20 protein-coding genes and 1 pseudogene are annotated in these 20,327 nt (G+C 72.1%); 8 read left to right on the forward strand and 13 right to left on the reverse strand.

What is annotated here, in order from left to right; translation table 11 throughout:
• Positions 1–40 precede the first annotated feature (40 nt).
• A complete protein-coding gene (locus tag BJ964_RS41435) occupies positions 41–460 on the forward strand; it encodes a hypothetical protein (RefSeq protein ID WP_188125769.1) in 420 nt (139 codons plus the stop codon).
• Positions 457–1,788 carry a dipeptidase gene (locus tag BJ964_RS41440; RefSeq protein WP_229807041.1) on the forward strand — a complete coding sequence of 444 codons (1,332 nt, stop codon included), beginning with the start codon at positions 457–459 and terminating at the stop codon, positions 1,786–1,788. The genes BJ964_RS41435 and BJ964_RS41440 overlap by 4 nt, the downstream gene beginning before the upstream one ends.
• Before the next feature lie 54 nt (positions 1,789–1,842).
• Here the strand turns inward: BJ964_RS41440 and BJ964_RS41445 are convergent, their stop codons facing one another.
• The 4 genes from BJ964_RS41445 to BJ964_RS41460 all read right to left on the reverse strand — a co-directional run bounded on the left by BJ964_RS41445 (position 1,843) and on the right by BJ964_RS41460 (position 4,224).
• Positions 1,843–2,364 (reverse strand): HdeD family acid-resistance protein, encoded by a 522-nt coding sequence (locus BJ964_RS41445; RefSeq protein WP_188125770.1) that lies wholly within the window; start codon positions 2,362–2,364, stop codon positions 1,843–1,845.
• Between the two features lie 11 nt (positions 2,365–2,375).
• Positions 2,376–3,014 (reverse strand): potassium channel family protein, encoded by a 639-nt coding sequence (locus BJ964_RS41450; protein WP_229807042.1) that lies wholly within the window; start codon positions 3,012–3,014, stop codon positions 2,376–2,378.
• Positions 3,015–3,046: 32 nt separating this feature from the next.
• The gene (locus BJ964_RS41455; protein WP_239163860.1) at positions 3,047–3,199 is read right to left on the reverse strand and encodes a hypothetical protein; all 153 of its coding nucleotides are present in this window, start codon (positions 3,197–3,199) and stop codon (positions 3,047–3,049) included.
• Between the two features lie 161 nt (positions 3,200–3,360).
• Positions 3,361–4,224: a M48 family metallopeptidase gene (locus BJ964_RS41460; RefSeq protein WP_229807043.1), complete on the reverse strand. Its 864-nt coding sequence runs from the start codon at positions 4,222–4,224 to the stop codon at positions 3,361–3,363.
• Positions 4,225–4,379: 155 nt separating this feature from the next.
• Between BJ964_RS41460 and BJ964_RS41465 the strand changes: the two genes are divergently transcribed.
• Complete coding sequence (locus BJ964_RS41465) at positions 4,380–5,675, forward strand: diacylglycerol/lipid kinase family protein (protein WP_188125774.1); 1,296 nt, start codon at positions 4,380–4,382, stop codon at positions 5,673–5,675.
• A gap of 107 nt (positions 5,676–5,782) precedes the next feature.
• On the opposite strand, the gene BJ964_RS41470 is transcribed toward BJ964_RS41465, so the two are convergent.
• Complete coding sequence (locus tag BJ964_RS41470; RefSeq protein ID WP_188125775.1) at positions 5,783–6,331, reverse strand: hypothetical protein; 549 nt, start codon at positions 6,329–6,331, stop codon at positions 5,783–5,785.
• Positions 6,332–6,496: 165 nt separating this feature from the next.
• On the opposite strand from BJ964_RS41470, the gene BJ964_RS41475 reads away from it, so the two are divergent.
• Genes BJ964_RS41475 through BJ964_RS41485 form a run of 3 tightly spaced genes read left to right on the forward strand, consistent with a single transcriptional unit; the run spans position 6,497 to position 8,331 of the window.
• A complete protein-coding gene (locus BJ964_RS41475; protein WP_188125776.1) occupies positions 6,497–6,994 on the forward strand; it encodes a DUF1269 domain-containing protein in 498 nt (165 codons plus the stop codon).
• Position 6,995: 1 nt separating this feature from the next.
• Positions 6,996–7,421 carry a hypothetical protein gene (locus BJ964_RS41480; RefSeq protein ID WP_188125777.1) on the forward strand — a complete coding sequence of 142 codons (426 nt, stop codon included), beginning with the start codon at positions 6,996–6,998 and terminating at the stop codon, positions 7,419–7,421.
• Position 7,422: 1 nt separating this feature from the next.
• Complete coding sequence (locus BJ964_RS41485; protein ID WP_188125778.1) at positions 7,423–8,331, forward strand: YihY/virulence factor BrkB family protein; 909 nt, start codon at positions 7,423–7,425, stop codon at positions 8,329–8,331.
• Here BJ964_RS41485 and BJ964_RS41490 read toward each other — a convergent pair.
• Together BJ964_RS41490 and BJ964_RS41495 are read right to left on the reverse strand one after the other, a co-directional pair.
• Positions 8,316–9,725, reverse strand: a complete 1,410-nt coding sequence (locus BJ964_RS41490) for an MFS transporter (RefSeq protein ID WP_203832564.1) — start codon at positions 9,723–9,725, stop codon at positions 8,316–8,318. The genes BJ964_RS41485 and BJ964_RS41490 overlap by 16 nt on opposite strands.
• Positions 9,726–9,782: 57 nt before the next feature.
• A complete protein-coding gene (locus BJ964_RS41495; protein WP_188125780.1) occupies positions 9,783–10,355 on the reverse strand; it encodes an Rv1733c family protein in 573 nt (190 codons plus the stop codon).
• A 109-nt stretch (positions 10,356–10,464) separates the two neighbouring features.
• Between BJ964_RS41495 and BJ964_RS41500 the strand changes: the two genes are divergently transcribed.
• Positions 10,465–10,959, forward strand: a complete 495-nt coding sequence (locus BJ964_RS41500; protein ID WP_188125781.1) for a hypothetical protein — start codon at positions 10,465–10,467, stop codon at positions 10,957–10,959.
• On the opposite strand, the gene BJ964_RS41505 is transcribed toward BJ964_RS41500, so the two are convergent.
• The 4 genes from BJ964_RS41505 to BJ964_RS41520 all read right to left on the reverse strand — a co-directional run bounded on the left by BJ964_RS41505 (position 10,931) and on the right by BJ964_RS41520 (position 15,873).
• Positions 10,931–11,692 (reverse strand): metallophosphoesterase family protein, encoded by a 762-nt coding sequence (locus BJ964_RS41505; protein WP_268248032.1) that lies wholly within the window; start codon positions 11,690–11,692, stop codon positions 10,931–10,933. The genes BJ964_RS41500 and BJ964_RS41505 overlap by 29 nt on opposite strands.
• An 8-nt stretch (positions 11,693–11,700) precedes the next feature.
• Entirely contained in the window at positions 11,701–12,921 is a 1,221-nt protein-coding gene (locus tag BJ964_RS41510) for an arginine deiminase (protein WP_188125783.1), read from the reverse strand.
• 110 nt (positions 12,922–13,031) lie between these two features.
• Complete coding sequence (locus BJ964_RS41515; protein ID WP_188125784.1) at positions 13,032–13,868, reverse strand: class II glutamine amidotransferase; 837 nt, start codon at positions 13,866–13,868, stop codon at positions 13,032–13,034.
• A gap of 58 nt (positions 13,869–13,926) precedes the next feature.
• On the reverse strand, positions 13,927–15,873 hold the full coding sequence (locus BJ964_RS41520) for a phage holin family protein (RefSeq protein WP_188125785.1): 1,947 nt from the start codon (positions 15,871–15,873) through the stop codon (positions 13,927–13,929).
• Between the two features lie 49 nt (positions 15,874–15,922).
• On the opposite strand from BJ964_RS41520, the pseudogene BJ964_RS41525 reads away from it, so the two are divergent.
• Positions 15,923–16,756 (forward strand): annotated as a pseudogene (locus BJ964_RS41525) (YhjD/YihY/BrkB family envelope integrity protein); the annotation flags it as partial.
• A gap of 81 nt (positions 16,757–16,837) precedes the next feature.
• Here the strand turns inward: BJ964_RS41525 and BJ964_RS41530 are convergent.
• Both BJ964_RS41530 and BJ964_RS41535 read right to left on the reverse strand, forming a co-directional pair.
• Positions 16,838–17,407, reverse strand: coding sequence for an HdeD family acid-resistance protein (locus BJ964_RS41530; RefSeq protein WP_188125786.1), 570 nt, complete (start codon positions 17,405–17,407; stop codon positions 16,838–16,840).
• A gap of 55 nt (positions 17,408–17,462) precedes the next feature.
• The gene (locus BJ964_RS41535) at positions 17,463–20,054 is read right to left on the reverse strand and encodes a LuxR C-terminal-related transcriptional regulator (protein WP_229807044.1); all 2,592 of its coding nucleotides are present in this window, start codon (positions 20,052–20,054) and stop codon (positions 17,463–17,465) included.
• Positions 20,055–20,327 lie beyond the last annotated feature (273 nt).

The raw sequence follows: 20,327 nt of genomic DNA on the forward strand, positions 1-20,327 counted from the left end.
TCGGGCTGATCAACCGCTACCGGCGTAAGGGGTTCCTCGGATGATGCAGGACAGCAAAGTGCTCGCCTGGATCTCCGGCGGGGTGCTCGTGCTGATGGCCGGCATCGGCCTGTTCACCTACCGCGGCGTCAAACAGAGCGTCGAGGCCGAGGCGAAGGCGGACCAGCTGGTCGCCGAGCTCACCGCGGCCGGGCTGCGCGTGCCGACCACCGAGCAGATCGTCCACGTGCTCGGCGACGACGGCGGCGCGGTCTGCCTCGACCCGGGTGACGCGCTGCGCCGCGGGATCCTCTACGGCCAGCTCACCAACGGCGCGGGCGGCCCGGGACAGCGGCCGGTGATCGCCGGCAACAACGTCGTCAAGGGCCAGCTCATCATCATGAAGGTCTACTGCCCCGACCACCTGGAGGAGTTCCAGGAGGTCGTCGACGATCTCAAGCTCGCGGAGGTCGACGCGTGAGGGAGAAGATCGATTCCTTGATGGGGCGGGCCCGTACCGATCTCGGGGAGCTGGTCGCCATCCCGTCGGTGGCCGACCCACGCCAGTACCCGCCCCAGGAGTGCCTGCGCGCGGCCAACTGGGTGGTCGACCGCTTCGCCGAGGCCGGCTTCACCGGCCTCGGCCTGCACGAGACCAGCGACGGCAGCAAGGCGGTCTTCGGGGTACGCCCGGCCGCCGACCCGAACGCGCCCACGGTCCTGCTGTACGCCCACTACGACGTGCAGCCCCCGCTGGACGAGGCGGCCTGGCACACCCCGCCGTTCGAGCTGACCGAGTCCGGCGGCCGCTGGTACGGCCGGGGCGCCGCCGACTGCAAGGGCAACATCGTCATGCACCTGACCGCGCTGCGGGCGCTCGGCGACGACATCGGGGTCAACCTGAAACTGATCGTCGAGGGTTCCGAGGAGCAGGGCACCGGCGGCCTGGAGGACTTCGTGCTCCGCAATCCGGAGCTGCTGCGCGCCGACGCCATCCTGGTCTGCGACACCGGCAACGCGGCGGTCGGGGTGCCGGCCGCCACGGTGACGCTGCGCGGCCTGGCGAACGTGGTGGTGAACGTGGAGGCGCTGGCCGGGGAGGTGCACTCGGGCATGTTCGGCGGCCCCGCCCCGGACGCGCTCGCGGCGCTCATCCACATCCTGGCCACGTTGCGCGACGCCGACGGCAACACCACGGTCACCGGGCTGGACAACGGCCAGACGTGGAGCGGGGCGCCGTACCCGGCGGAGCAGTTCCGCTCGGACGCGGGGCTGGTCGAGGGCGCGTCGCTGCTCGGCGACGGCACGGTCTCGGACATGGTCTGGGCCCGGCCGGCGGTCACCGTGCTCGGCATCGACTGCCCGCCCGTGGTGGGCTCGGCGGCGGCCATCCAGCCGCACGCCCGGGCCCGGCTCAACCTGCGGGTGCCGCCCGGCACGGACGCCGTCAAGGCGCAGGACGCGCTGGTCGCGCACCTGCAGGCGGCCGCGCCGTGGGGCGTTCGGGTGACGGTCGAGCGGGAGGCGCTCGGCCAGCCGTTCGAGGCCCGGTCCGGCGGTCCGGCCTACCAGGCGCTGGCCGCGGCGATGCGCCAGGCGTACGGCCGGGAGATGGCGTACCTGGGGCAGGGCGGGTCGATCCCGCTGTGCAACGTGTTCGCCGAGACCTATCCGGAGGCCGAGATCGTCCTGATGGGGGTGGAGGAGCCGCTCGCGCTGATCCACGCCCCGAACGAGAGCGTCGACCCGGGTGAGATCGCCCGGCTGGCCCACGCCGAGGCGCTGTTCCTGAGCAGTTATCGCAAGTAGACGGGAACACACCGGGGGCCGGGTGCGATGCGCACCCGGCCCCCGTCCGTCTTGTCAGGCGGCGGCCCGCGATCGCAGCCCCGCGATCGCGCCGACGACCAGGCAGATGCCGGCGAAGACCAGGGTGGTCGCGCCGATCAGCAGGAAGGTGGCCAGACCCAGGCCGGGCCAGACCAGGATGGCGATCGCGGCGAGCAGCACGAACACGCCGAGCGCGATCCGCCAGCCGACGCCCGGCTCGTGCCGGCCGAACGCCACCACGATCTCGCCGAGGCCGTCCAGGATCCAGCCGATCGCGACGATCAGCAGCAGCAGGCTCAGCGAGTCGGTGGGGTTCTGCACGCAGAGCACACCGACCAGGGTGACCAGCACGCCGAAGGCGCCGGCCAGGACCCGCTGCAACACCGGCGTCTCCCGGGCGATGATCGCCAGGACCGTCCGGGACACCCCCATCACCAGCAGGTTCAGCCCGAACAGGAAGGCGACCACCCGCAGGGTGGCTTCCGGCCAGGCGAACGCGACCACACCGATCACCGCCACCACGATGCCGGCGATCAGCCGCAGCCAATAGCTCATCACGGTTCTCCTCACTCGTCTCGCTCACGGCTGTCGTCGCCGCTGTCCCAGTTGCGGGGCCGCCAGTTCTCGACCACCTTGGCTACCGCGGTGACCAGGAACAGCGAGCCGGTCAGCGCCTCCACGACGGCGATCGTGCGGGCCGGATCGGCCGCCGGGACCAGGTCGCCGTATCCGGTGGTGGTCATGGTCACGAAGCTGAAGAACAGCGCATCGGAGATGACCGGGTCGCCCTTGTCGCCGAACAACGGCCCCGGCTGGATCACCCCCAGGCACTGGTACGCGAACCCGAACGCCATTCCGATCAGCAGATAGGCGGCCAGCGCCCCCAACAGGGTCTGCTGGTCGACACCGTGCTGGGTGCTCAGATGCCGCACGATGGCGAACGGGGCCAGCAGATAGAGGACGCTGGCGGCCAGGAACGTCCAGCCGAGCAACGGCGAGTTACGGCTGAGCACGATATTGAGCAGCGCCGCGACCAGGGCCAGCAGGAACAACCCGGCCGCGGCGTACCGCATACCGCTGCGGGCCCTGGAGACCCGCAGCGCCTGCCACACCGTGATGGTCTGCACCAGCAGGAGCACGGCCAGCTCCCAGCGGTCCCGGACCAGCAGCGCCAGCACGTACGTCCCGATGATCAGGAGCAACACCAGCCCGTAGCCTGTCCGCGGCCGGGACCCGATCATATTGGCCGTTCCGGCTCCTCGGACGCCGGCAACCGCCGCACCTCGATCAGACGCAGCCCGAGGCCGTGGATCCGGGAGATCAGCCCCACCACGGCGGACTGATCCGGCAGCGAACCGTGCAGGACCGTCTCGGGCGGTTCCACGCTCACCGTCAGATCCTGCAGCTCTGTAAGAAGTTCATCGGGAATCACCCCGGAAACCCTGACCTGATAAGTCGGCTCAGGCATCGTCCCTCCTTTTCCATCCCCTCCGGACCAGCCTGTCGGTGCGCTCGGCCGGGCGCGTCATTCCTCACGGATGACGGTCACGGTCAAGCGGCGGTCTCCGACTCGGATCCGCGCACCCGGGCATGGAAAAGTCCGAGCTTGAACAACCGCTCGAGCCGCCGCACCGTGAACGGGTGCGACATCGGCAGTTGGGCCAGCTCGACCCAGAAACCGCGCAGTGACTGACCCTGGCGGACCAGCTCGTCCAGGTCGGTGGTGTGCTCGGTGTGCCGGCCGGAGGCGAGCAGCACCAGTCCGGACGCGCCGGACGGACACAGGTGGGCGCCGTGCCGGTCGGACGAGTACTCCCGCAGCCGCGACAGCGTCGGCCCGAGCAACGGGATGCGTTCCGAGTAGGCGACCGACAGCTGGTACCAGAGGCCGACGTGGTGCAGCCGGATGTGGCCCAGCTCGTGGCCGAGGATGAACCGCAGCCCGTCCCGGTTGTTCTCGTACAGGTTCACGAACAGCTCGTTGGCGAGCACCACGTAGTCGTGGCCGGTGGCCTGGGCGGCGAAGGCGTTCAGGGTGCCGTTGCCGTTGGCCAGGAACAGCTGCGGCCGGCGACGCAATCCGAGCTTTCGGGCGAAATCGTCCATCGTCTCGTAGAGGCTGCCGTATTGTTTGGGCGAGAGCTGGACCGCGGTACCCCGGATCGACGCCCGCTGCGTCTCACGGATCACGATGAGCGCCGGGACGAAGAGCAACAGTCCGATGAAGGCGGATCGGACGGTCACCGCCCAGCCGCTGTCCTGGAGTCGTTCGGGTAGAAGCGGCAGCGTGATCGCCGCCTGCACGATGGCCCAGATGATGATGATGTTCAGCACCACCATGAAGACGTAGAACGGCAGCTCGGCGGGATGCCGAAGCCTGGGGGGTACGGCTCCCTGCCGTGATGACGTCGACACTGAGGTCCTCCTGTCCTGTGTCCTGCTGTTCATCCCGGATGTCCGGTGACGATCCACCGCGCTGACACGCCCCGCCTCATCCCGCCGGAATGAGGACCGGCGACCGCGCCCCGGCGACGCTTCGGAACAGACCTGTACGCGAAGGGAGTTCCGCCATGTCATCGACCCGGCGCAATCTCGCTCGGCTCGCTTTCTGCGCCGCCGCGGCGGCCGTGGTGCTGGTGCTCGCCGTCGCCGGCGTACGCGCCGGCCTCGCCCTGATCCTGGCCGCCCTCCTCGGCAGCGCCGCCGGCCTGGGCGCGGCCTGGTGGTTCCTCACCCATCGCGGCGTGCAGCGGTGGCTGGCCGGCGTGGTGGTGGTGCTGGCCCCGCTCACCGTCACCGTCTTCTACGCCCAGCAGCGGCTGCTCTGGGTGGTGATCCTGTTCGGTGTGCTGTGGGCGGCGGCGGTCGCGGCCGGGCGGCGGGCGCTGGCCGAGCCGGGTGACGGTCCGCAGGAGTTCGAGACGCCGGCGCCGCGTCACCCGTACCTGATCATGAATCCCCGCTCGGGTGGCGGGAAGGTGGAACGTTTCCGCCTGGCCGAACGTGCCCGCGAGCTCGGCGCGCGAGTGCATGTCATCGATGAACCGGACGTGGATGTCGCGGAACTGGCCCGGCAGGCGCTGCGCGACGGCGCGGATCTGCTCGGCGTCGCCGGCGGCGACGGCACCCAGGCGCTGGTCGCCGGGATCGCGGCCGAGCACGGCGTGCCGTTCCTGGTGATCTCGGCGGGCACCCGCAACCACTTCGCGCTGGATCTGGGCCTGGACCGGGACGACCCGTCGACCTGCCTGGACGCGCTCACCGACGGGGTGGAGGTGCACATCGACCTGGGCCTCATCGGCGACCGGACGTTCGTCAACAACGCCTCGTTCGGGGCCTACGCCACCGTGGTGCAGAGTCCCGCCTACCGCGACGACAAGGTCGGCACCACCCTGGACCTGCTGCCGGAGACGCTGGCCGGGCAGAACGGCCCGCAGCTGGAGCTGCACGTCGACGGGGTGACCGTCACCGGGCCGCAGGCGGTGCTGGTCAGCAACAACCCGTACGCCACCGCCGACATCGCCGGGCTGGGCCAGCGCCCCCGGCTCGACCAGGGCGCCCTCGGGGTCCTCGCGGTCACCGTGCACGGCACGGCCGACGCGGCCCGGCTGGTCGGCGGCCGCGGCCGGTCCCGGTCGGTGCTGATCCGCACGAGCACCACGGCGGTGGTGGAGGCGACCACGCCCGAGGTTCCGGTCGGCGTCGACGGCGAGTCGATCCTGATGCCCTCGCCGGTGACCTGTGCGATCCGGCCGGCCGCGCTGCGCGTGCGGGTGCCCCGCCGCCGGCCCGGGGTCCCGCCGATGCTGCCCGAGATGGACTGGACACGACTGCGGCGGCTGGCCTGGGCCAGCCGCCGCGATTAGAGCCGGCGGGTCACCGCCGCCGGGCCGTCCGGCGGGTCACCCGGCGCGCGGTGCGCCGGGCGGTCGGCCGGGCCACTCTCCTGGTTGCGAACATCTCCACCACTCCCCTAGTTGTAGTTCGCGGCCGCGGCCGTCTCGAGGTCGTGCAGGACCTTGGCCTCCTCGGCGGCCAGCAGGCCGATCCCGACCAGGTCCAGCGGGCTGATGAACCCGTCGGACAGCCGGAAGCCGCCGGCCCGGGCGATGGCGTCGCGCAGCGGCACCGCCCAGTGGTGTTCGATCAGCAGCAGAGCCGCGGCGCTGTCGTTCGGGATGTCGCCGAGCACGTCCCACGCCCGCGGGTCGTCGAGGACCGCCACGCCGTCGATCGCCGCCTCGGCGCCCCGCTCGGCGCCGGCGATCAGGCCCTCCTCGCCGTCGATGCCCAGACCGATCAGGGCGCCGACCTTGCTGCCCAGTTCGACCGCCTCCTCCTGGGTGAGGTTGCTCAGGTGCTCCACCTCCACCTCGCCGTCGGCGTCCTTGTAGACCGCGAGCGCGTCGATCACGCGTACGGTGTCGCTCTGCCGGAGTCGTTCCAGCTCAGCGATGATCTCGCCGTGGAAGTTCGGGTGATTGAAGCCCAGCACGATCAGCTGGACAGGTCCGATGGACATCGTTCTTCCGCTCCTCCACTCGACCGTTCAGGCGTGGTCACGCCCGATTCCGATACTCCGGCCGGTCGGTCCGGGGCCGCCTCATCCGGTACGGGTGAGGACGCGACCGGCCCTCACCGGGTCCACTGGGGCCAGACCTGAGCATCGAGGAAGGGAAACAACGACATGGCAACCCTCGTCGCCATCGGCTACGACGATGAGACCACCGCGACCGCCGCGTCGCTGGAGGCACACCGCCTGGCCAAGGACCTGATCATCCAGCCTGACGCGATCGCCGCGATCATCCGCGACAAGGAGGGCAAGTTCCACGTCACGACCAGCCATCACGAGGTGGCGGCCGGCACCACCTGGGGCATGTTCTGGGGATTCTTCTTCGGGCTGCTGTTCTTCATCCCGGTGCTCGGTATGGCCGTCGGCGCCGGCCTGGGCGCGCTGACCGGCAAGCTCGGCAAGAACGCGATCAACAAGGAGTTCCAGACCCAGGTCCGGGACCTTCTCCAGCCGGGCACCTCGGCGCTGTTCCTGGTCGTCGAGAAGGTCACCCCGGACAAGGCGATCCAGGCGCTGTCCCAGTTCGGCGGCACCGTGCTCAAGTCGTCGCTGTCCAAGGAGGCCGAGGCCGAGCTCCAGGACGCCCTGCACGGCACCGAGCAGTCCGCCTGACATGCACAGAACCCCGGGGCTCGTCACGTTCGCGACGGCCCTGTGTGTCCTCGCCGCCGGCGCTGGTTGCGCCGGCGGCGGGGCCACGGGCGCCTCGGCCGAACCGGCGGTCTGCGAGAGCTTCGCGGCCGTCCAGAACACCGTCACCCACATCAAGGACGCCAACGTCTCGGAGAACGGGCTGACCGCGCTGCGCCCGTACGTCTCCGAGCTCATCGAACAGCTCACCCAGCTCGCCGCCGACGCGAAGGCGCAGTTCGGCCAGCAGGCCGACCAGCTGCGGGCATCCGTCGACGTCCTGTCGACCAGCGTGGACACGGCGCGCGACAACCCCGACCTGACGAACCTCGGCGCCGTCCGCCAGGCGGTCGACGGGGTCCGGGACACCGCCCGGGCGCTCGCCGACTCGCTGAAGAACACCTGCTGACGTGCTCCTGCGCCGCCTCGACGACCTCCAGCGGCGCCGGCCCGTCCTCGGGTTCACTCACGCGGTGATCTGCAAGTACCTGGACGACTTCGGTCTCCGGGAGGCCGCGCTCATCACGTACTACGGCTTCCTCAGCCTCTTCCCCATCCTGCTGCTGGGGGTCGCCGTGGTGTCGCGGGTGCTGGCCTCCCGGCCCGAGCTGCGCCAGGAGCTGGTGGCGGAGATCGTGCCGCCGGGACTGCAGCCGGGCATCGAGACGTCGATGGCGGACCTGTCGGCGTCGCGTACCGCCCTGATCGCCGGTGTGGTCGGTCTGGTGTTCTCCGGGCTCGGGGTGGTGCTCTCCGCGTACGAGACGCTGAACCACCTGGCGGCCGTCCCGATCCGGCGGCGCGCCGGCGTCGTCTCCCGCTACCTGCGCGCGGTGGCCGGCCTGATCGTCATCCTGATCGGCGCGGTGGCCGCCGGCGCCCTGAACGTCGCCTCGGCCGGCGCCGTGCCCGAGCTTCTCGGCGAGGTCGCCGTCGTCTTCCTCACCCTGATCGTGCTGACCCGGCTGCTGCTGATGCGCCGGGCGCCGCTGCGTTCGGTGTGGCCGGCCGCGGTGATCGGCGCGGTGGCGGTGACCACCGCGCTGGCCGTCGCGGCCGCGGTGCTGCCCGGCCTGGTCCAGCGGGCCGGCCGGGTCTACGGCGCGTTCGCCGGCGCGGCCGGCGTCTTCACCGTGCTCTACCTGCTCAGCAACGTGCTGGTGATCGCCGCCGAGGTGGCCGCGGTCCGGCACGCCCGCCTCTGGCCGCGGGCCCTGGACCCGGCCCGGCCGACCGAGGCGGACGCCCGGGCCATGACCCTGCTGGCCCGCGAGCAGGAGCGGCTGCCGGCCACCCGGATCGACTACGAGCTCGGCTGAGTCCTGGGCAGGAAGAACGCCGCCACCAGGCCGATCACCCCGGCGCCGGCGACCGCGGTCATCGCCAGCAGGTACGCCCGCCCCGGCGCCGAGCCGTCCACCCCGGCCACCAGGATGGTGCCGGTCAGTGCCGCGCCCAGCGACGAACCCAGGTTGGAGACGCTGCGCGACAGCCCGGAGATCTCCCCCTGGAGGTCCTCGCCGAAGCTCGACTGGACCACGTTGACCGACGGGGTGAGCATCCCGCCCAGGCCGAGACCGATCACGAACAGGCCGGGCACCATGGTCCACACCGAGCCGGAGCCGGAAGTGCGGCCCAGCGTGAGCAGCAGGACGATGCCGGCGATGGTGACCACGAAACCCGCCATGATCAGGGTGCGCTGCGGGCGGCGCTTGGCCATCGGCTCGGCCCCCAGCGAGGAGATCAGCACACCGGCCGTGGTGGCGGTGAACACCCCGCCGGTCTCGATGGCGTTGTAGCCGCGGACCACCTGGAGGTAGGTCGACACCACGAACGACGTGCCCATCACCATGAGCCACTGGGTGTTCTGGGTGATCAGGCCGAGGTTGGAGGCACGGTTGCGGAACAGGCGCAGGCTCAGCAGCGGTTCCCGGCCGGACCGCTCGCGGCGTCGGCAGGCGACGAAGAACCAGGTCAGCACCAGCGCACCGGCGGCGATCAGGACGATGCACAGCCGGATGTCGTTGTCGGTGGCGAGGATGCCGAGCACGATCAGGATCAGGCCGGCCGCGGAGAGCACCGCGCCGCCCACGTCGAAGGGCCGGGACCGGTCGGCGGGCAGCGGGTCCTCGACGGCCCGGCGGCTGAGCATGACGATCACCAGGACGATCGCGGCCTGCGCCACGAACGCGGCGCGCCAGTTCACGGCGGACGCGATGAAACCGCCGATGAGCGGGCCGGCGACGGCGCCGACACCACCCATCGCGCTGATCGCGCCGAACGCGCGGGCCCGCGCGCTGACGCCCTGGAAGAGCAGGGTGGTGAGGATGTAGACGGGTGGGATCAGCAGCGCCGTGCCGACGCCCTCGAACACCGAGTAGCCGATGATCAGTACCGGCAGGCTGGGGGCGACCGAGCTGATCAGCGCTCCGGAGCCGAACATCAGCAGCCCCAGGATGAGACACCATTTGCGGCCGAAGACGTCGGTGAGCTTGCCGCCGGGGATCATCAGAGCGGCCATCACCAGCAGGAACAGGGTGATGGCCAGCTGCACGCCCTGGACGTCGGTGTGCAGGTCGCGGCTGATGTCGCTGATCATCACGTTCATGTTGGAGCCGGCGAAGGAGCAGATGAACTGCGCCAGCGCGAAGGCGATCAGCGCCTTTCGCAACCCGGCCGGGAACCGCGCGGCCCTGGACTTCTCTTGGGTCATGGGACCGAGCCTGCTGGGCCGCGCCCGAACAGGCATCCTCCCGAACGCATGAGGTGACTAGGAACGAAGGTCGCGGCTCCAGCGCGGGCCGACCTCGAGCCACTCCTGCTGCCACGCCTTGGCCCGGTGCCGGTCCAGCAGGATCAGGCCGATCTTGCGCGTCCCGTTCAGCGCCGCCGCGGCCAGGGCGATCATCACCACCGCGACCAGGCCGGCCTTGGCGACCGGATGGTGGTCGGACGGCGCCTCACGCTGCTGACCACTTCGGGTCACCCAGATCGTCATCCGCTCACCGGCCCGCTGGGTGGGCGCCACCCCGACCTCGCCGGCGCGGCGGGTGCCGTCCGGCGCGATCCACTTCGCCTGGGCCGTGCCGGGGGTGGGCGCCGCCGTTCCGCCGGCCGCCTCCCCGGTCAGCGACGGTGGCACGCTGGTCAGCTCGGCCGACACCTGGAAGGCGTTGCGCCGGTCGCGCATCGCCTCGGCGGTCGCGGAGTCGTAGGCGCCACCGGCCGCCCACCAGGCCAGCACCGGTCCACCCAGCAGGAACAGCACGAAAAGGCCCAGCAGCATGCCGGCCTCGACACGGTCCGAGGCCCGCCACAAGGGGTTGTTCTTCCGGACGAACATCTGTCACCCTCCCTGCCACTCCGGCCGATCATCCGTTGCCACCCGGCCGAAACGGTTCACCCGCACCGGATGAGGATGGGCACACCCCGGTTCGGCGACGCTTTGGTACATGAGCCGTCCGATCTGGGTACGTCTGGTCCACGAGAACGAGGAGGCCACCGCCTCCGGCATCTACGGCTTGATCGTCGGCGCCGCGGTGCTGGTCGCCGCGCACCCCACCACCGCCACCCGGGCGGTGGTCGCCGTACTGGTCACCCTCACCATCTACTGGCTGGCCGAACGCTATGCCCGGCTCGTGGCCGAGCGCATCCACGCGGGGCACCGGCCCCGTTGGGAAACGGTACGCCGCCAGCTCACCAGCGGCTGGGAGATCGTGACCGCGAGCGGCCTGCCGCTGCTCGCGCTGATCTCGGCCCGCCTGGGCGGGGCGACGATGGATACCGCGGTGCTCTCCGCCCTGATGTGCACCACCCTGCTGCTCTGCTTCTCCGGCTGGCTGATCGGCGTCAACGGCCGGCTGCAGCCCAAGGAGCGGCTGGTGTCCACGCTGGTCTCCGGCGGGTTCGGCGCCGCGCTCATCGTCCTGAAGACAACCCTGCACTGACCCGCACGTGCACCACCCGGCCGAGGTGCCAGCCGTCCGGGCCGAGATTGCGCTCCCGGACCTCGATCTCGCCGCGGTCCACGCTGATCACGCTCCACGAGCAGGCCGAGCCGCGGACCCGGTGGCTGGTCGTGGTGCCGGCCACCACGAAGACCTGGTGGCCGAGCACCCGGACGTCCGGGACGTGGGTGTGGCCGGCGAGCACCAGGTCGACACGGGCCGCGCGGACCGCGGCCAGCAGATGCCGCCGGCCGAGCAGCGCGGCGGTCCCGGTGGCCAGCGGCGGGTGGTGCAGCGCGAGCACCCGCACGTCGCCCGGGGGCGCCGCGCCCAGGACGCGGACCACCTCGCCGGCCTGGCGGGAGGTGATCCGCCCGTTCTTCCACCGCCATCGCGGCATCGACTGCAAGCCCAGGGCGGTGATTCCCGGGACCTTCCGGACCGGTTCCAGGTCCGCGTCGATCCAGCTCTTCCAGCGATCGTACGGCTGGAGCGCGCGACGCCAGTCGGCCAGCGGCACGTCGTGATTGCCGGTGACCGCCAGCACCGGTCCGGGCAGCCGGTCGAGCAGCTCACGGACGTGCCGGAACTCCCGCTCCCGGGCCCGCATGGTGAGGTCCCCGGTGACCACCGTGAGGTTCGGCCGGACCGCCGCCACGTCGGCCGCGATGCTCTCCAGAGCGGCCCGGTCGTGGGCGCCGAGGTGCAGGTCGGACAGATGCGCGATGATCACCGGGGGCCTCATCGGACGGCGTCCCGTTCGATCGGGCAGGCCAGGCAGCGGGGCCCGGACCGGCCCCGGCCGAGTTCGCCGCCGGCCACGGTGATCACTTCGATCCCCTGGCGGCGCAGGTAGGTGTTGGTGGTGACGTTGCGCTCGTAGCCGACGATCACCCCGGGTTCGAGGACCAGGAAGTCGCTGCCGTCGTCCCACTGTTCACGCTGGGCGGCCCGAAGCTCCCCGCCGGTCTCCAGCACGTACGGCTTGGCGATGTCGAGGGTCTCGGCGAGGGTGGTGAACAGGTCGGTGTTGCGGTCCACCCGCAGCCCGTCCGGTCCCTCGCCGGGCTCCACCGTCCACGACCGCGGCGGCCCGTCCAGGTAGGGGTACATCACGAAGGTGTCCCGGTTGACCATCGTCATGAGCGTGTCGAGGTGCTCGACGCCGGACGAGCGCGGCAGCTCGACGGCGATCACCCTGGTCGCCGTTCCACCGGCGAACAGGGCCCGGGCCAGGTTCTCCACGCCCATCGCGGTGGACCGCTCGCCCACCCCGGCCATCACGGCGCCGCCGCCGAGCACGTGGATGTCGCCGCCCTCCAGGGTGGCCGGCTGGTGCGGGCGGTCGTCGCCGCCGTACCAGACGGTGATGTCGGCGAGGGCGAACATCGGGTGGAAACGGTAGACGGCGGCGCAGTGCACGGTCTCGCGCATCCGGGCCGGCGAGGCCATCGGGTTGATGCTGACCCCGTCGTGGATCCAGGCGGAGTTGTCCCGCTGGAACAGGTGGCCGGGCAGCGGGTCGAGCACGAAGTCGTCGGCGTTCATCAGCTCCCAGCGGAGGCTGTTCACGGTGAACCCGGCCAGCTCGCTCTTGAGCACCCCGCCGATCAGGTAGTCGGCCAGGCGGTCGCTGTCGGCCTGCTCGGCCAGCCGCCGCAGCGGACCGGCCAGCGCCGGCCCGGCGGTGTCGCCGGTGATGACACGGTCGAGGATCCAGGAGCGCGCCCGGGGAATGGCCAGCACGTCGGTGAGCAGGCTGCCGAGATAGTGCACCCGGACACCGTGACTCCGCAGTGTCGCGGCGAAGGCGTCGTGCTCCTCCCGCGCCCGCCGGGCCCACCGGATGTCCCCGCGCAGCAGGTCGGTGTCGCCGGGGCGCAGACGGCCGAGTTCGACACCGGGGCGGTGGAGGATCACCTGCCGTAATCGGCCGATCTCGGAGCCGACGTGGAAGGACATGCGCTACCCCCGGGAACTACGGTTCGGACAGCCGTGCCGGAAGCCTCTGGCAAACCGGCTGGTCTGGGCATCACTCCGGCCGGATGAACATCGACTGTACGCCTCGCGCGTCACGGTCCAGCGGGCTCGAAACGTCCCAGTTCGTCCTGGCCCTTCTGGATGATGCCGTAGCTGGACTCGGGCACCGGCTGCCAGGCGCCCGACATCTCACCGAGCGGCTCGGAGACGATCAACCGGGTCTCCTCGGACAGCGCGCGCAGGCTCGCGAGCTCCGGGTGCAGCGCCCGCAGCGCGGTCATGTCGGTGCTGTAGTAGAGCGAACGGCTTTGGCCCACGCTGGAGTACCGGAAGGTCCAGATCCGGTCGCCGTCGGTGGTGCCGACCGTCATCTGGAGCGGGTCGGGCACCCCGTGCCGGCGGGCCACCGACTCGATCAGGCCGGCCATCCGCTCCACGGCGGCGACCGGGCGGTCCCGCAGCCCGTACGTGATGGCCAGGTGGAACATCACCTCGGAGTCGGTGGAGCCGGCCATCGACGGGTACAGCTCGGGGTCCACGGCGAGCACCAGGTCCCGTTTGAGCCGGGCGAACTCCCGGATCGAGCCGTTGTGCACCCACAGCCAGTTCTGGAACCGGAACGGGTGGCAGTTGCTCTGCTGCACCGGGGTTCCGGTGCTGGCCCGGATGTGCGCCAGGAACAGCGGCGAACTGGTGGCGTGGGCGAGTTCCCGCAGGTTGACGTCGCTCCACGCCGGGCCTACCGCGCGGAACAGCGCCGGCTCGCCGACGGCGTCGACCGGGTACCAGCCGACGCCCACGCCGTCGCCGTTGGTGGTCTCCACCCCCTCGCGCGAGTGCTGGCTCTGGTCGATCAGCGAGTAGCGGGGGCGGTAGAGCAGGTCTTCGAGTCGGATGGGCGTACCGGAGTAGGCCAGCCAACGGCACATGACAGGATCCTCCAGGGTCGGTGTCGGCCATCCTGGCCGTACCGCCCGGGTGCGGGGCTCACCCCTCGCGGATGAGGTCCGCCGACTTGCGGCAGCCGACCCGCTCCAGCCAGCCGACCAGCACCCGGTGCACGGCGTCGGCGCCGATCAGCTCGGCCGGGACGGTCAGGGTCCGCGGGTGGATGAGCATCGGCCGGCTCTGCGCCCCGCCCATCCCGCCGTGACAGCCGATCAGCTCCTCGAACGCGGCGACCTCCTGCGACACCGGGTCGAACAGGCTGTTGATCAGCAGGTCGCCGGTGTTCGCGAGGCCGTCGTGGCGGCGCAGGTCGTCGGCGGCCCGCGGGCCGAACCCGAGCAGCGGGTCCAGCCCCTCGACGTGGTCGTCGGAGAGCCGCCGCCGGCCGCCCCGGCCCAGCACGATCGGCCCGTCGGCCCGGGAGCGGACCATCACCCAGCCGATCCCGGGATGCCCGGTCAGCCCGGCCAGCAGCGCGGGATAGCGTTCCTCGATCTCCTCGAGCGGCACCCGGCCGGGCACCCGGGCGAAGTAGACCAGCGCCAGGTTGCCGCCGGCCGCGACCACGATCTCCTCGCCGGCCGGCCGCCCGGGAACCTCGTCGTACCGCGGGGTGTCGCGGCTCAGCCCGGCCCGCAGCACCTTGGCCCGGCCCTTCTGCTCGTTCTCCTCCGGGACGGCCACCCCGCCGGCCGCGGTCAGCCGCCGGATCAGCTCGTCCAGGCGGACGCCGTAGCGCTGCTCGAAGGTGGCGCCCTGGCTCTGCCCGTGATCGGAGAGCACCACCAGGTGGTACGGCCGTGGCGCGGCCGCCGCCACCTCCTCCAGGGTGGCCAGCACCCCGTCGATGCCCTCCAGCGCGGCCAGCGACTCCGGGCGGGCCGGGCCGGCGTGGTGCGCGATCTCGTCGTAGTCGACGAAGTCGCAGAACACCACCGGGGCGCCGCGCATCATCTGCTCGGCGAGGACGGCCAGGTTCAGGTGCCGCAGCAGCACGTTGGTGGCGCCGCGCAGCAGCACGTACCGCCAGTCCCGGTGCATCCGCGGGATCACCTGGCGCAGCCGCTGCCGCCGGGCCTGGTACAGCTCCTTGACGATCTCACCGACGGTCAGCACCAGCGACCGGGTCAGGCCGAACGGGTCGAGCAGGTACGCGCTCAGGTAACGGGCCGGGCCGTTCTGCTTGGCCGGGACCGTGCTCATGGTGAGCAGCGAGGTCGGGGCGTCGCCGGAGAAGACGTTGCTCACGCTGACCCCGCCCTCGGCCAGCAGCCCGCGACCGTCCGAGCAGCGGGACTCGACCAGGGCGCTGTCGGCCGGCTGGTTGGTCACCACGAGACGGCCGGTGCTCTTCTCGTACCAGCGGAAAGCCGGAACCTGATCGCTCGCGCCGTGCAGCAGCCCCGCCTGGCTGGCCGGCGTGGTCGCCGGCAGCTGGGCGTGCCATTCGGTCAGCGTGTGGCTGCCGGTGCTCAGCCACCGGCCCAGCGTGGGCAGGTTCCCGGCGTGGATCGCCCACCGGGCCAGCGGCGCGGACAACCCGTCGACCTGGATGAACAGGACGCCCGGGATGTCGGTCGGCGGCACGCTGCGCCGGAAGTGCCGGTTCACCCGCAGCAGGTGCCGGGTGGCCACCCCCGGCTGGCCGGCGGTGATCACCCAGAGGCCGATGCTCATCAGGACCGCGCCGAGCCAGGACGCCCAGAAGGCGGGCCAGAACCCGGCCACGTGCACGCCCGGGGTGAGCCACAGCGCCAGGTAGACCAGCAGCGACTGGGCGACGAGCCAGCCGAGCACCACGCCCGGCCACCCGATCGCGGACAGCACGCGGACCAGCGCCGGGCGCAGGGCCGCGCCGAGCAGCCCGACCAGGATCGCGACGGTCAGGACGGCCCAGCCGTCGTCGGCCGTGATCCCCGGCAGGACCCCGATCACGACACCGACCACCGCCGTGCCGAGCAGCACGGTCACCAACACGCGCACCATGGGTGTCAGTGTCGGCGTGGCTCATGGGGGACGGCCCCATCCGTACCGGATGAGGCTGACCGGCCGCCCGCGCCCCGACCATGAGCGGGTGACAGAGCCCGACCGCGCCTTCACTCCTGGACGGATCCTCGCCGCCGTGCCGGACCGGCTGCGGCCCCGCGCGGCGCTGCTGCTCGGCCATCAGACCGGCCTCGTGCTGCTGCGCACCGCCGGCGAACTGGTCCGGGTGCAGATCTTCGACCGGTCGATGACGCTGGCCGCGCAGGCCTTCACGTCGATCTTCCCGCTGCTGATCATGATAGGCGCGCTGGCCGGCGGGCAGGCCCGGGATCACCTCGACAGCCTGGTACGACTGCCGGAATCCAGCACCCGCCTGCTCGACGAGGCGCTCGCCGGCAGCCGCAGCAACGCGTTCGGGGTGTTCGGCAGCCTCATCGTGATCCTGTCGGCGACCGGGCTGGCCCGGGCGCTGGTTCGCGCGTACCGGGCGATCTGGGCGGTGCCCGGCCGCCGGGTCGGCGCGAAGGCCACCGCCTGGCAGATCGGCAGCGTGCTGATCCTGGTCGGCTTCCTGCTCGTGGTACGCCTGCTCGGCGGCCTGGCCGGGCGGGCCCTGACCCCGGTGATCGCGGGCACGCTGCTGGCCCTGCTCGCCGACGTGGCGCTGGCCGCCATGCTGCCGCGCATCCTGCTCGGCCCGGCGGTGGGCCGGCTCCGGCTGCTGCTGACCGGCGCCGTCTTCGGCGCGATCATGCTCGCCGTCCGGCCCGCCGGGCACGTCTACCTGCCCCGGGCCCTGGAGTCCAGTTCCCAGCGGTACGGCACGATCGGCCTGGCGTTCACCTACATCGGCTGGCTGTATGTGCTGTCGTTCTGCCTGCTGCTGTCCGCGGTGGCCGGCGGGATCCTCGCCGACCTCGGGGCGGAGCGCCTCACCCGGGTGACCGGCCGGGCCGGCCGCTGGTCAGGACGATTTACGCAGGTAGAGGGCCAGTCCGACCTCGGCCAGACCGGTCAGCAGGCTGCCGGCGCCGGTCAGCAGGACCAGGGTGCCGAGCGACAGCGACGGCGTGAGCACGAAGACGATTCCGATGATCATGGACAGCGCCCCGACGATGATCAGGGCGGCCCGCATCGGACCGCGCGCGGCGACCGCGCCGAGCAGCAGGGCCAGGCCGCTGAGGATCCAGGTGGTCGCGAAGATGACCGCGAGGACGGCCAGGCCGGTCACCAGGTTCCGCAGGCAGAGTAGGCCGCCGATCATCACGATCACGCCGACGATCCCGGACAGCAGGTGCCGGCCCACACCGGCGCCGGTCGGCAGGAAGGCGCCGATGATCCGGGCCAGGCCGCCGAAGAACAGCCAGATGCCGGTGAGCGCGGCCATGATCCGCAGGGAGATGTCCGGCCAGATGAGTACGGTGAGGCCGAGCGCGATCGCGAGCAGGCCGGTGATCAGCAGCGTCCACCAGGGGAACGGCTGCCGGCGTACCTCGACGATGGGGTCGGGCCAGGTTTGTTCCACGTCGGTCATGGGGTGAGCGTGGGAGACGGCCGCCGCCACGGCATCACCCGACGCGGATGAGGGTTCAGAGCAATCCGGCCTGGCGGGCCAGCACCACCGCCTCACGGCGACGGCCGGCGCCCAGCTTGCGGTAGATGGACCGCATGTGTGCCTTCACCGTGTTGACCGAGATGCTCAGGTGGACGGCGATCTCCCCGGCCGTGAGCACGGTCGGCAGGTACTGCAGGACGTCGAGCTCACGCTCGCTGAGCGGCCCGGACGCCTGTCCCGTGCCGATCATCGGGATCTCACCGGTGATCTCGCCGAGGACGCCGTCGCCGGCCGGGCCGCGCAGCTCGGTCAGCCACTGCTGACGCTCGGCCAGCACCAGCACCCGGTGCGCGTCGTAGTGACGGAACGGCCGGCGGATCCGCTCCGGTTCGGCGGCGGCCAGCGCGCGGGCCAGCGCCTCGCTGGCCACGGCGCTGCGGCCCTGGGTGTCGGCGGCGAGGGCGGACAGCAGCCAGGCGCCGACCGCGGCGATCCGGTCCGCCCCGCCCCGGACGCGGGCGAGCAGCGGTTCGGCGGCGGTCGGGTTCCCGGTGGCGAGGTAGGCGCGGGCCAGGCAGACCTGTTCGGCGGCGGTCAGGTCGGCCTGGCCGGCGTACCGGATCAGGACGCCGGCGGCGTCGCCGAGCGCGAGCCGGATCTCCGCCCCGGCCAGGGCGATCAGCCGGTCCGCGAAGGGCGCCACCATCGGCGGCCCGGCCTCGGCGCGGATCTGTGCGAGCAGGGTACGGGCGCCGGCCGCCTCGCCCCGGTCCAGTGTGAGCCGGACCCGGACCAGGCCGGCCAGCACCGACATGGTGACCTCCGGGACCTCGCCGAGGGCGTGCAGTCCCTGCCGCAGCGCCTCCTCGGCCTCCGGCTCGCGGCCCCGCTCCGTCTCGATCAGCGCCCGGGCCAGGTAGGCCGGCGCGGCCGTGGTCCGGTGCTCCGCGTCGATGCGGCCGGCCAGGGCGATCGCCGTCTGGGCGTGTTCCTCGGCCTCGCCGGGCGAGCCCTGCAAAAACGCCAGGCAGGCCAGCATCGCGAACGCGTTGACCTCGATGTACGGCGTGCCGGCGGTCCGGGCCGCGGTGGCCGCCGCCCACAGGTACCGGTCGGCGTGGTCGAGGCGGCCGGTCCACAGCCAGGCCACGCCCTTGTTGTTCAGCGCCGCGGCCCGGTACTGCAACAGCGACGGCGCCTCGTCCCAGGTCAGCCGGGACAGCTGGGCGAGCAGGGCGGTGGAGGCGCCGGCCAGGTGCGGCATGTCGCCGTGCCATCGGATGACGGCGCCGGTCTCCAGCACGGCGAGCGCTGTCTCGGTCTCCGCCCGCAGCGGCGACGCCGGCCGCTGGGCGGCCAGTGCGCGGGCGTGCGCCATCCGGCGGGGCACGGCCGCCAGCTCGCCCCGGGCAAAGGAGAGGATGACCGCGCAGACCGCCATCTCCGGGCTGGTCGGCAGCAGGACCGGCGGGATGCGGCCGAGCAGTTCGAGGAACTGGGGACGGTCCGCCGAGGTGTAGAGCGGAACGCCGCGCTCGACGACCAGGGCGGCCAGCAGGTTCCAGTCCTCGGCGGCCGCCGCGTGGGTGAGCGAGGTCAGCGCGTCGCCCTGGCCGGCGTGCCAGCGGGCCGCGGCGCGGTGCAGCCGGGCGGGCGCGTCCGGCCACAGCTCGCCGAGCCGGTGGCGCAGCGCGGCACGGACCATCGGGTGGTACCGGAACCAGCGGCCGCCGGCCGGTTCCAGGAACAGCTTCTCCCGGACCAGTCGCTCCAGCATCCGGTGGCCGCCGACACCCCCGGTCAGGGCGTCCGCCAGCTCGCCGCAGATCCGGTCCGGCAGGCTGGTCCGCAGCAGGAAGGTCCGGACCTCGGCGGGCTGGGCCTCCAGCACCTCCCGGGTCAGGTACTCCGCCACCGCGTCCTCGCCGCCGTTCGCGGTGTCGGCGGCCAGCCGCAGGCCGGCGCCCCAGCCCTCGGCGCGGCGGACCAGCGCCGCGAGCCGCTCCGGCGGCAGCGCCCAGCCACGCTGGGCCAGCAGCTCGGCGGCCTCCTCCAGGCTGAAACCGAGGTCGGCGGCGCGGATCTCGGTGAGGTCGCCGCTCATCCGCAGCCGGTGCAGGCGCAGATCCGGCTCGCGACGGCTGAGCAACACGAAGCGCAACCGCTTGGGGGTTGCACCGAGTAGTCCGGCCAGGCCGGTGAGCACCCGCGGGTCGGCGACCTCGTGCAGGTCGTCGAGCACCACCACGACCGGCCCCTCGGCCGCGGCCACCGCCTCGGCGAAGGCCCGGCGCGGGTCGGCCTCGGAGCCGTCGGTGACGGTCACCCCGGCGGCGCTCAGCGACCGGTTCAGATCGGCCCAGAAGGCGTACGGGTCGTCGTGCCGCTCGCTGAGGGTGAGCCAGGCGACCGGCCCGGAGAGCGAACGGGCGGTCGCCCAGGTGGCGGTGAGCACGGTCTTGCCCCAGCCCGGTCCGGCGCAGATCAGGGTGACGGCCCGGCGGACCCCCACATCCAGGGCCTCGACGAGACGACCCCGCCAGACCAGGCCGGTGGGCAGGCGGGGCGGGAGGTTGTGGTCCACGGCTATCGGAACGGTCGTACGGGTGGTGACCTGATCTCGCATATCGCCCCCAGTCGTTCGCAGCGCACGGTGGACCGGACCGCCCGCGAAGCGGTCATCCCCCCGTGCTGGCACAGCCATCGGATTCCAGCCGATCGAGCGTGGCCCCAAACGCGCTCAGTGGACGGGAACGAATCAGGGCCTACCGAAACACACGGCGTACGCATGGGGCAACCATGCGTATTCGCACCAGGGGCGGAAGAATGTCGTTTCCGCAGCGTGCAAGTTGCATGTGCGCTGCGGATCTCATCCGCCGCGTGCGAGGCGGGAGACCGT

Source organism: Actinoplanes lobatus, from assembly GCF_014205215.1.
GTDB lineage: Bacteria > Actinomycetota > Actinomycetes > Mycobacteriales > Micromonosporaceae > Actinoplanes > Actinoplanes lobatus.

Coding starts and splice junctions, on each gene's coding strand:
- BJ964_RS41470 (WP_188125775.1), bottom strand. CDS start 6,331: ATGTCCATCGGACCTGTCCAGCTGATCGTGCTGGGCTTCAATCACCCG.
- BJ964_RS41515 (WP_188125784.1), bottom strand. CDS start 13,868: ATGTGCCGTTGGCTGGCCTACTCCGGTACGCCCATCCGACTCGAAGAC.
- BJ964_RS41495 (WP_188125780.1), bottom strand. CDS start 10,355: ATGTTCGTCCGGAAGAACAACCCCTTGTGGCGGGCCTCGGACCGTGTC.
- BJ964_RS41520 (WP_188125785.1), bottom strand. CDS start 15,873: ATGGTGCGCGTGTTGGTGACCGTGCTGCTCGGCACGGCGGTGGTCGGT.
- BJ964_RS41480 (WP_188125777.1), top strand. CDS start 6,996: ATGCACAGAACCCCGGGGCTCGTCACGTTCGCGACGGCCCTGTGTGTC.
- BJ964_RS41435 (WP_188125769.1), top strand. CDS start 41: ATGATGCAGGACAGCAAAGTGCTCGCCTGGATCTCCGGCGGGGTGCTC.
- BJ964_RS41530 (WP_188125786.1), bottom strand. CDS start 17,407: ATGACCGACGTGGAACAAACCTGGCCCGACCCCATCGTCGAGGTACGC.
- BJ964_RS41465 (WP_188125774.1), top strand. CDS start 4,380: ATGTCATCGACCCGGCGCAATCTCGCTCGGCTCGCTTTCTGCGCCGCC.
- BJ964_RS41535 (WP_229807044.1), bottom strand. CDS start 20,054: ATGCGAGATCAGGTCACCACCCGTACGACCGTTCCGATAGCCGTGGAC.
- BJ964_RS41500 (WP_188125781.1), top strand. CDS start 10,465: ATGAGCCGTCCGATCTGGGTACGTCTGGTCCACGAGAACGAGGAGGCC.
- BJ964_RS41475 (WP_188125776.1), top strand. CDS start 6,497: ATGGCAACCCTCGTCGCCATCGGCTACGACGATGAGACCACCGCGACC.
- BJ964_RS41490 (WP_203832564.1), bottom strand. CDS start 9,725: ATGACCCAAGAGAAGTCCAGGGCCGCGCGGTTCCCGGCCGGGTTGCGA.
- BJ964_RS41510 (WP_188125783.1), bottom strand. CDS start 12,921: ATGTCCTTCCACGTCGGCTCCGAGATCGGCCGATTACGGCAGGTGATC.
- BJ964_RS41445 (WP_188125770.1), bottom strand. CDS start 2,364: ATGAGCTATTGGCTGCGGCTGATCGCCGGCATCGTGGTGGCGGTGATC.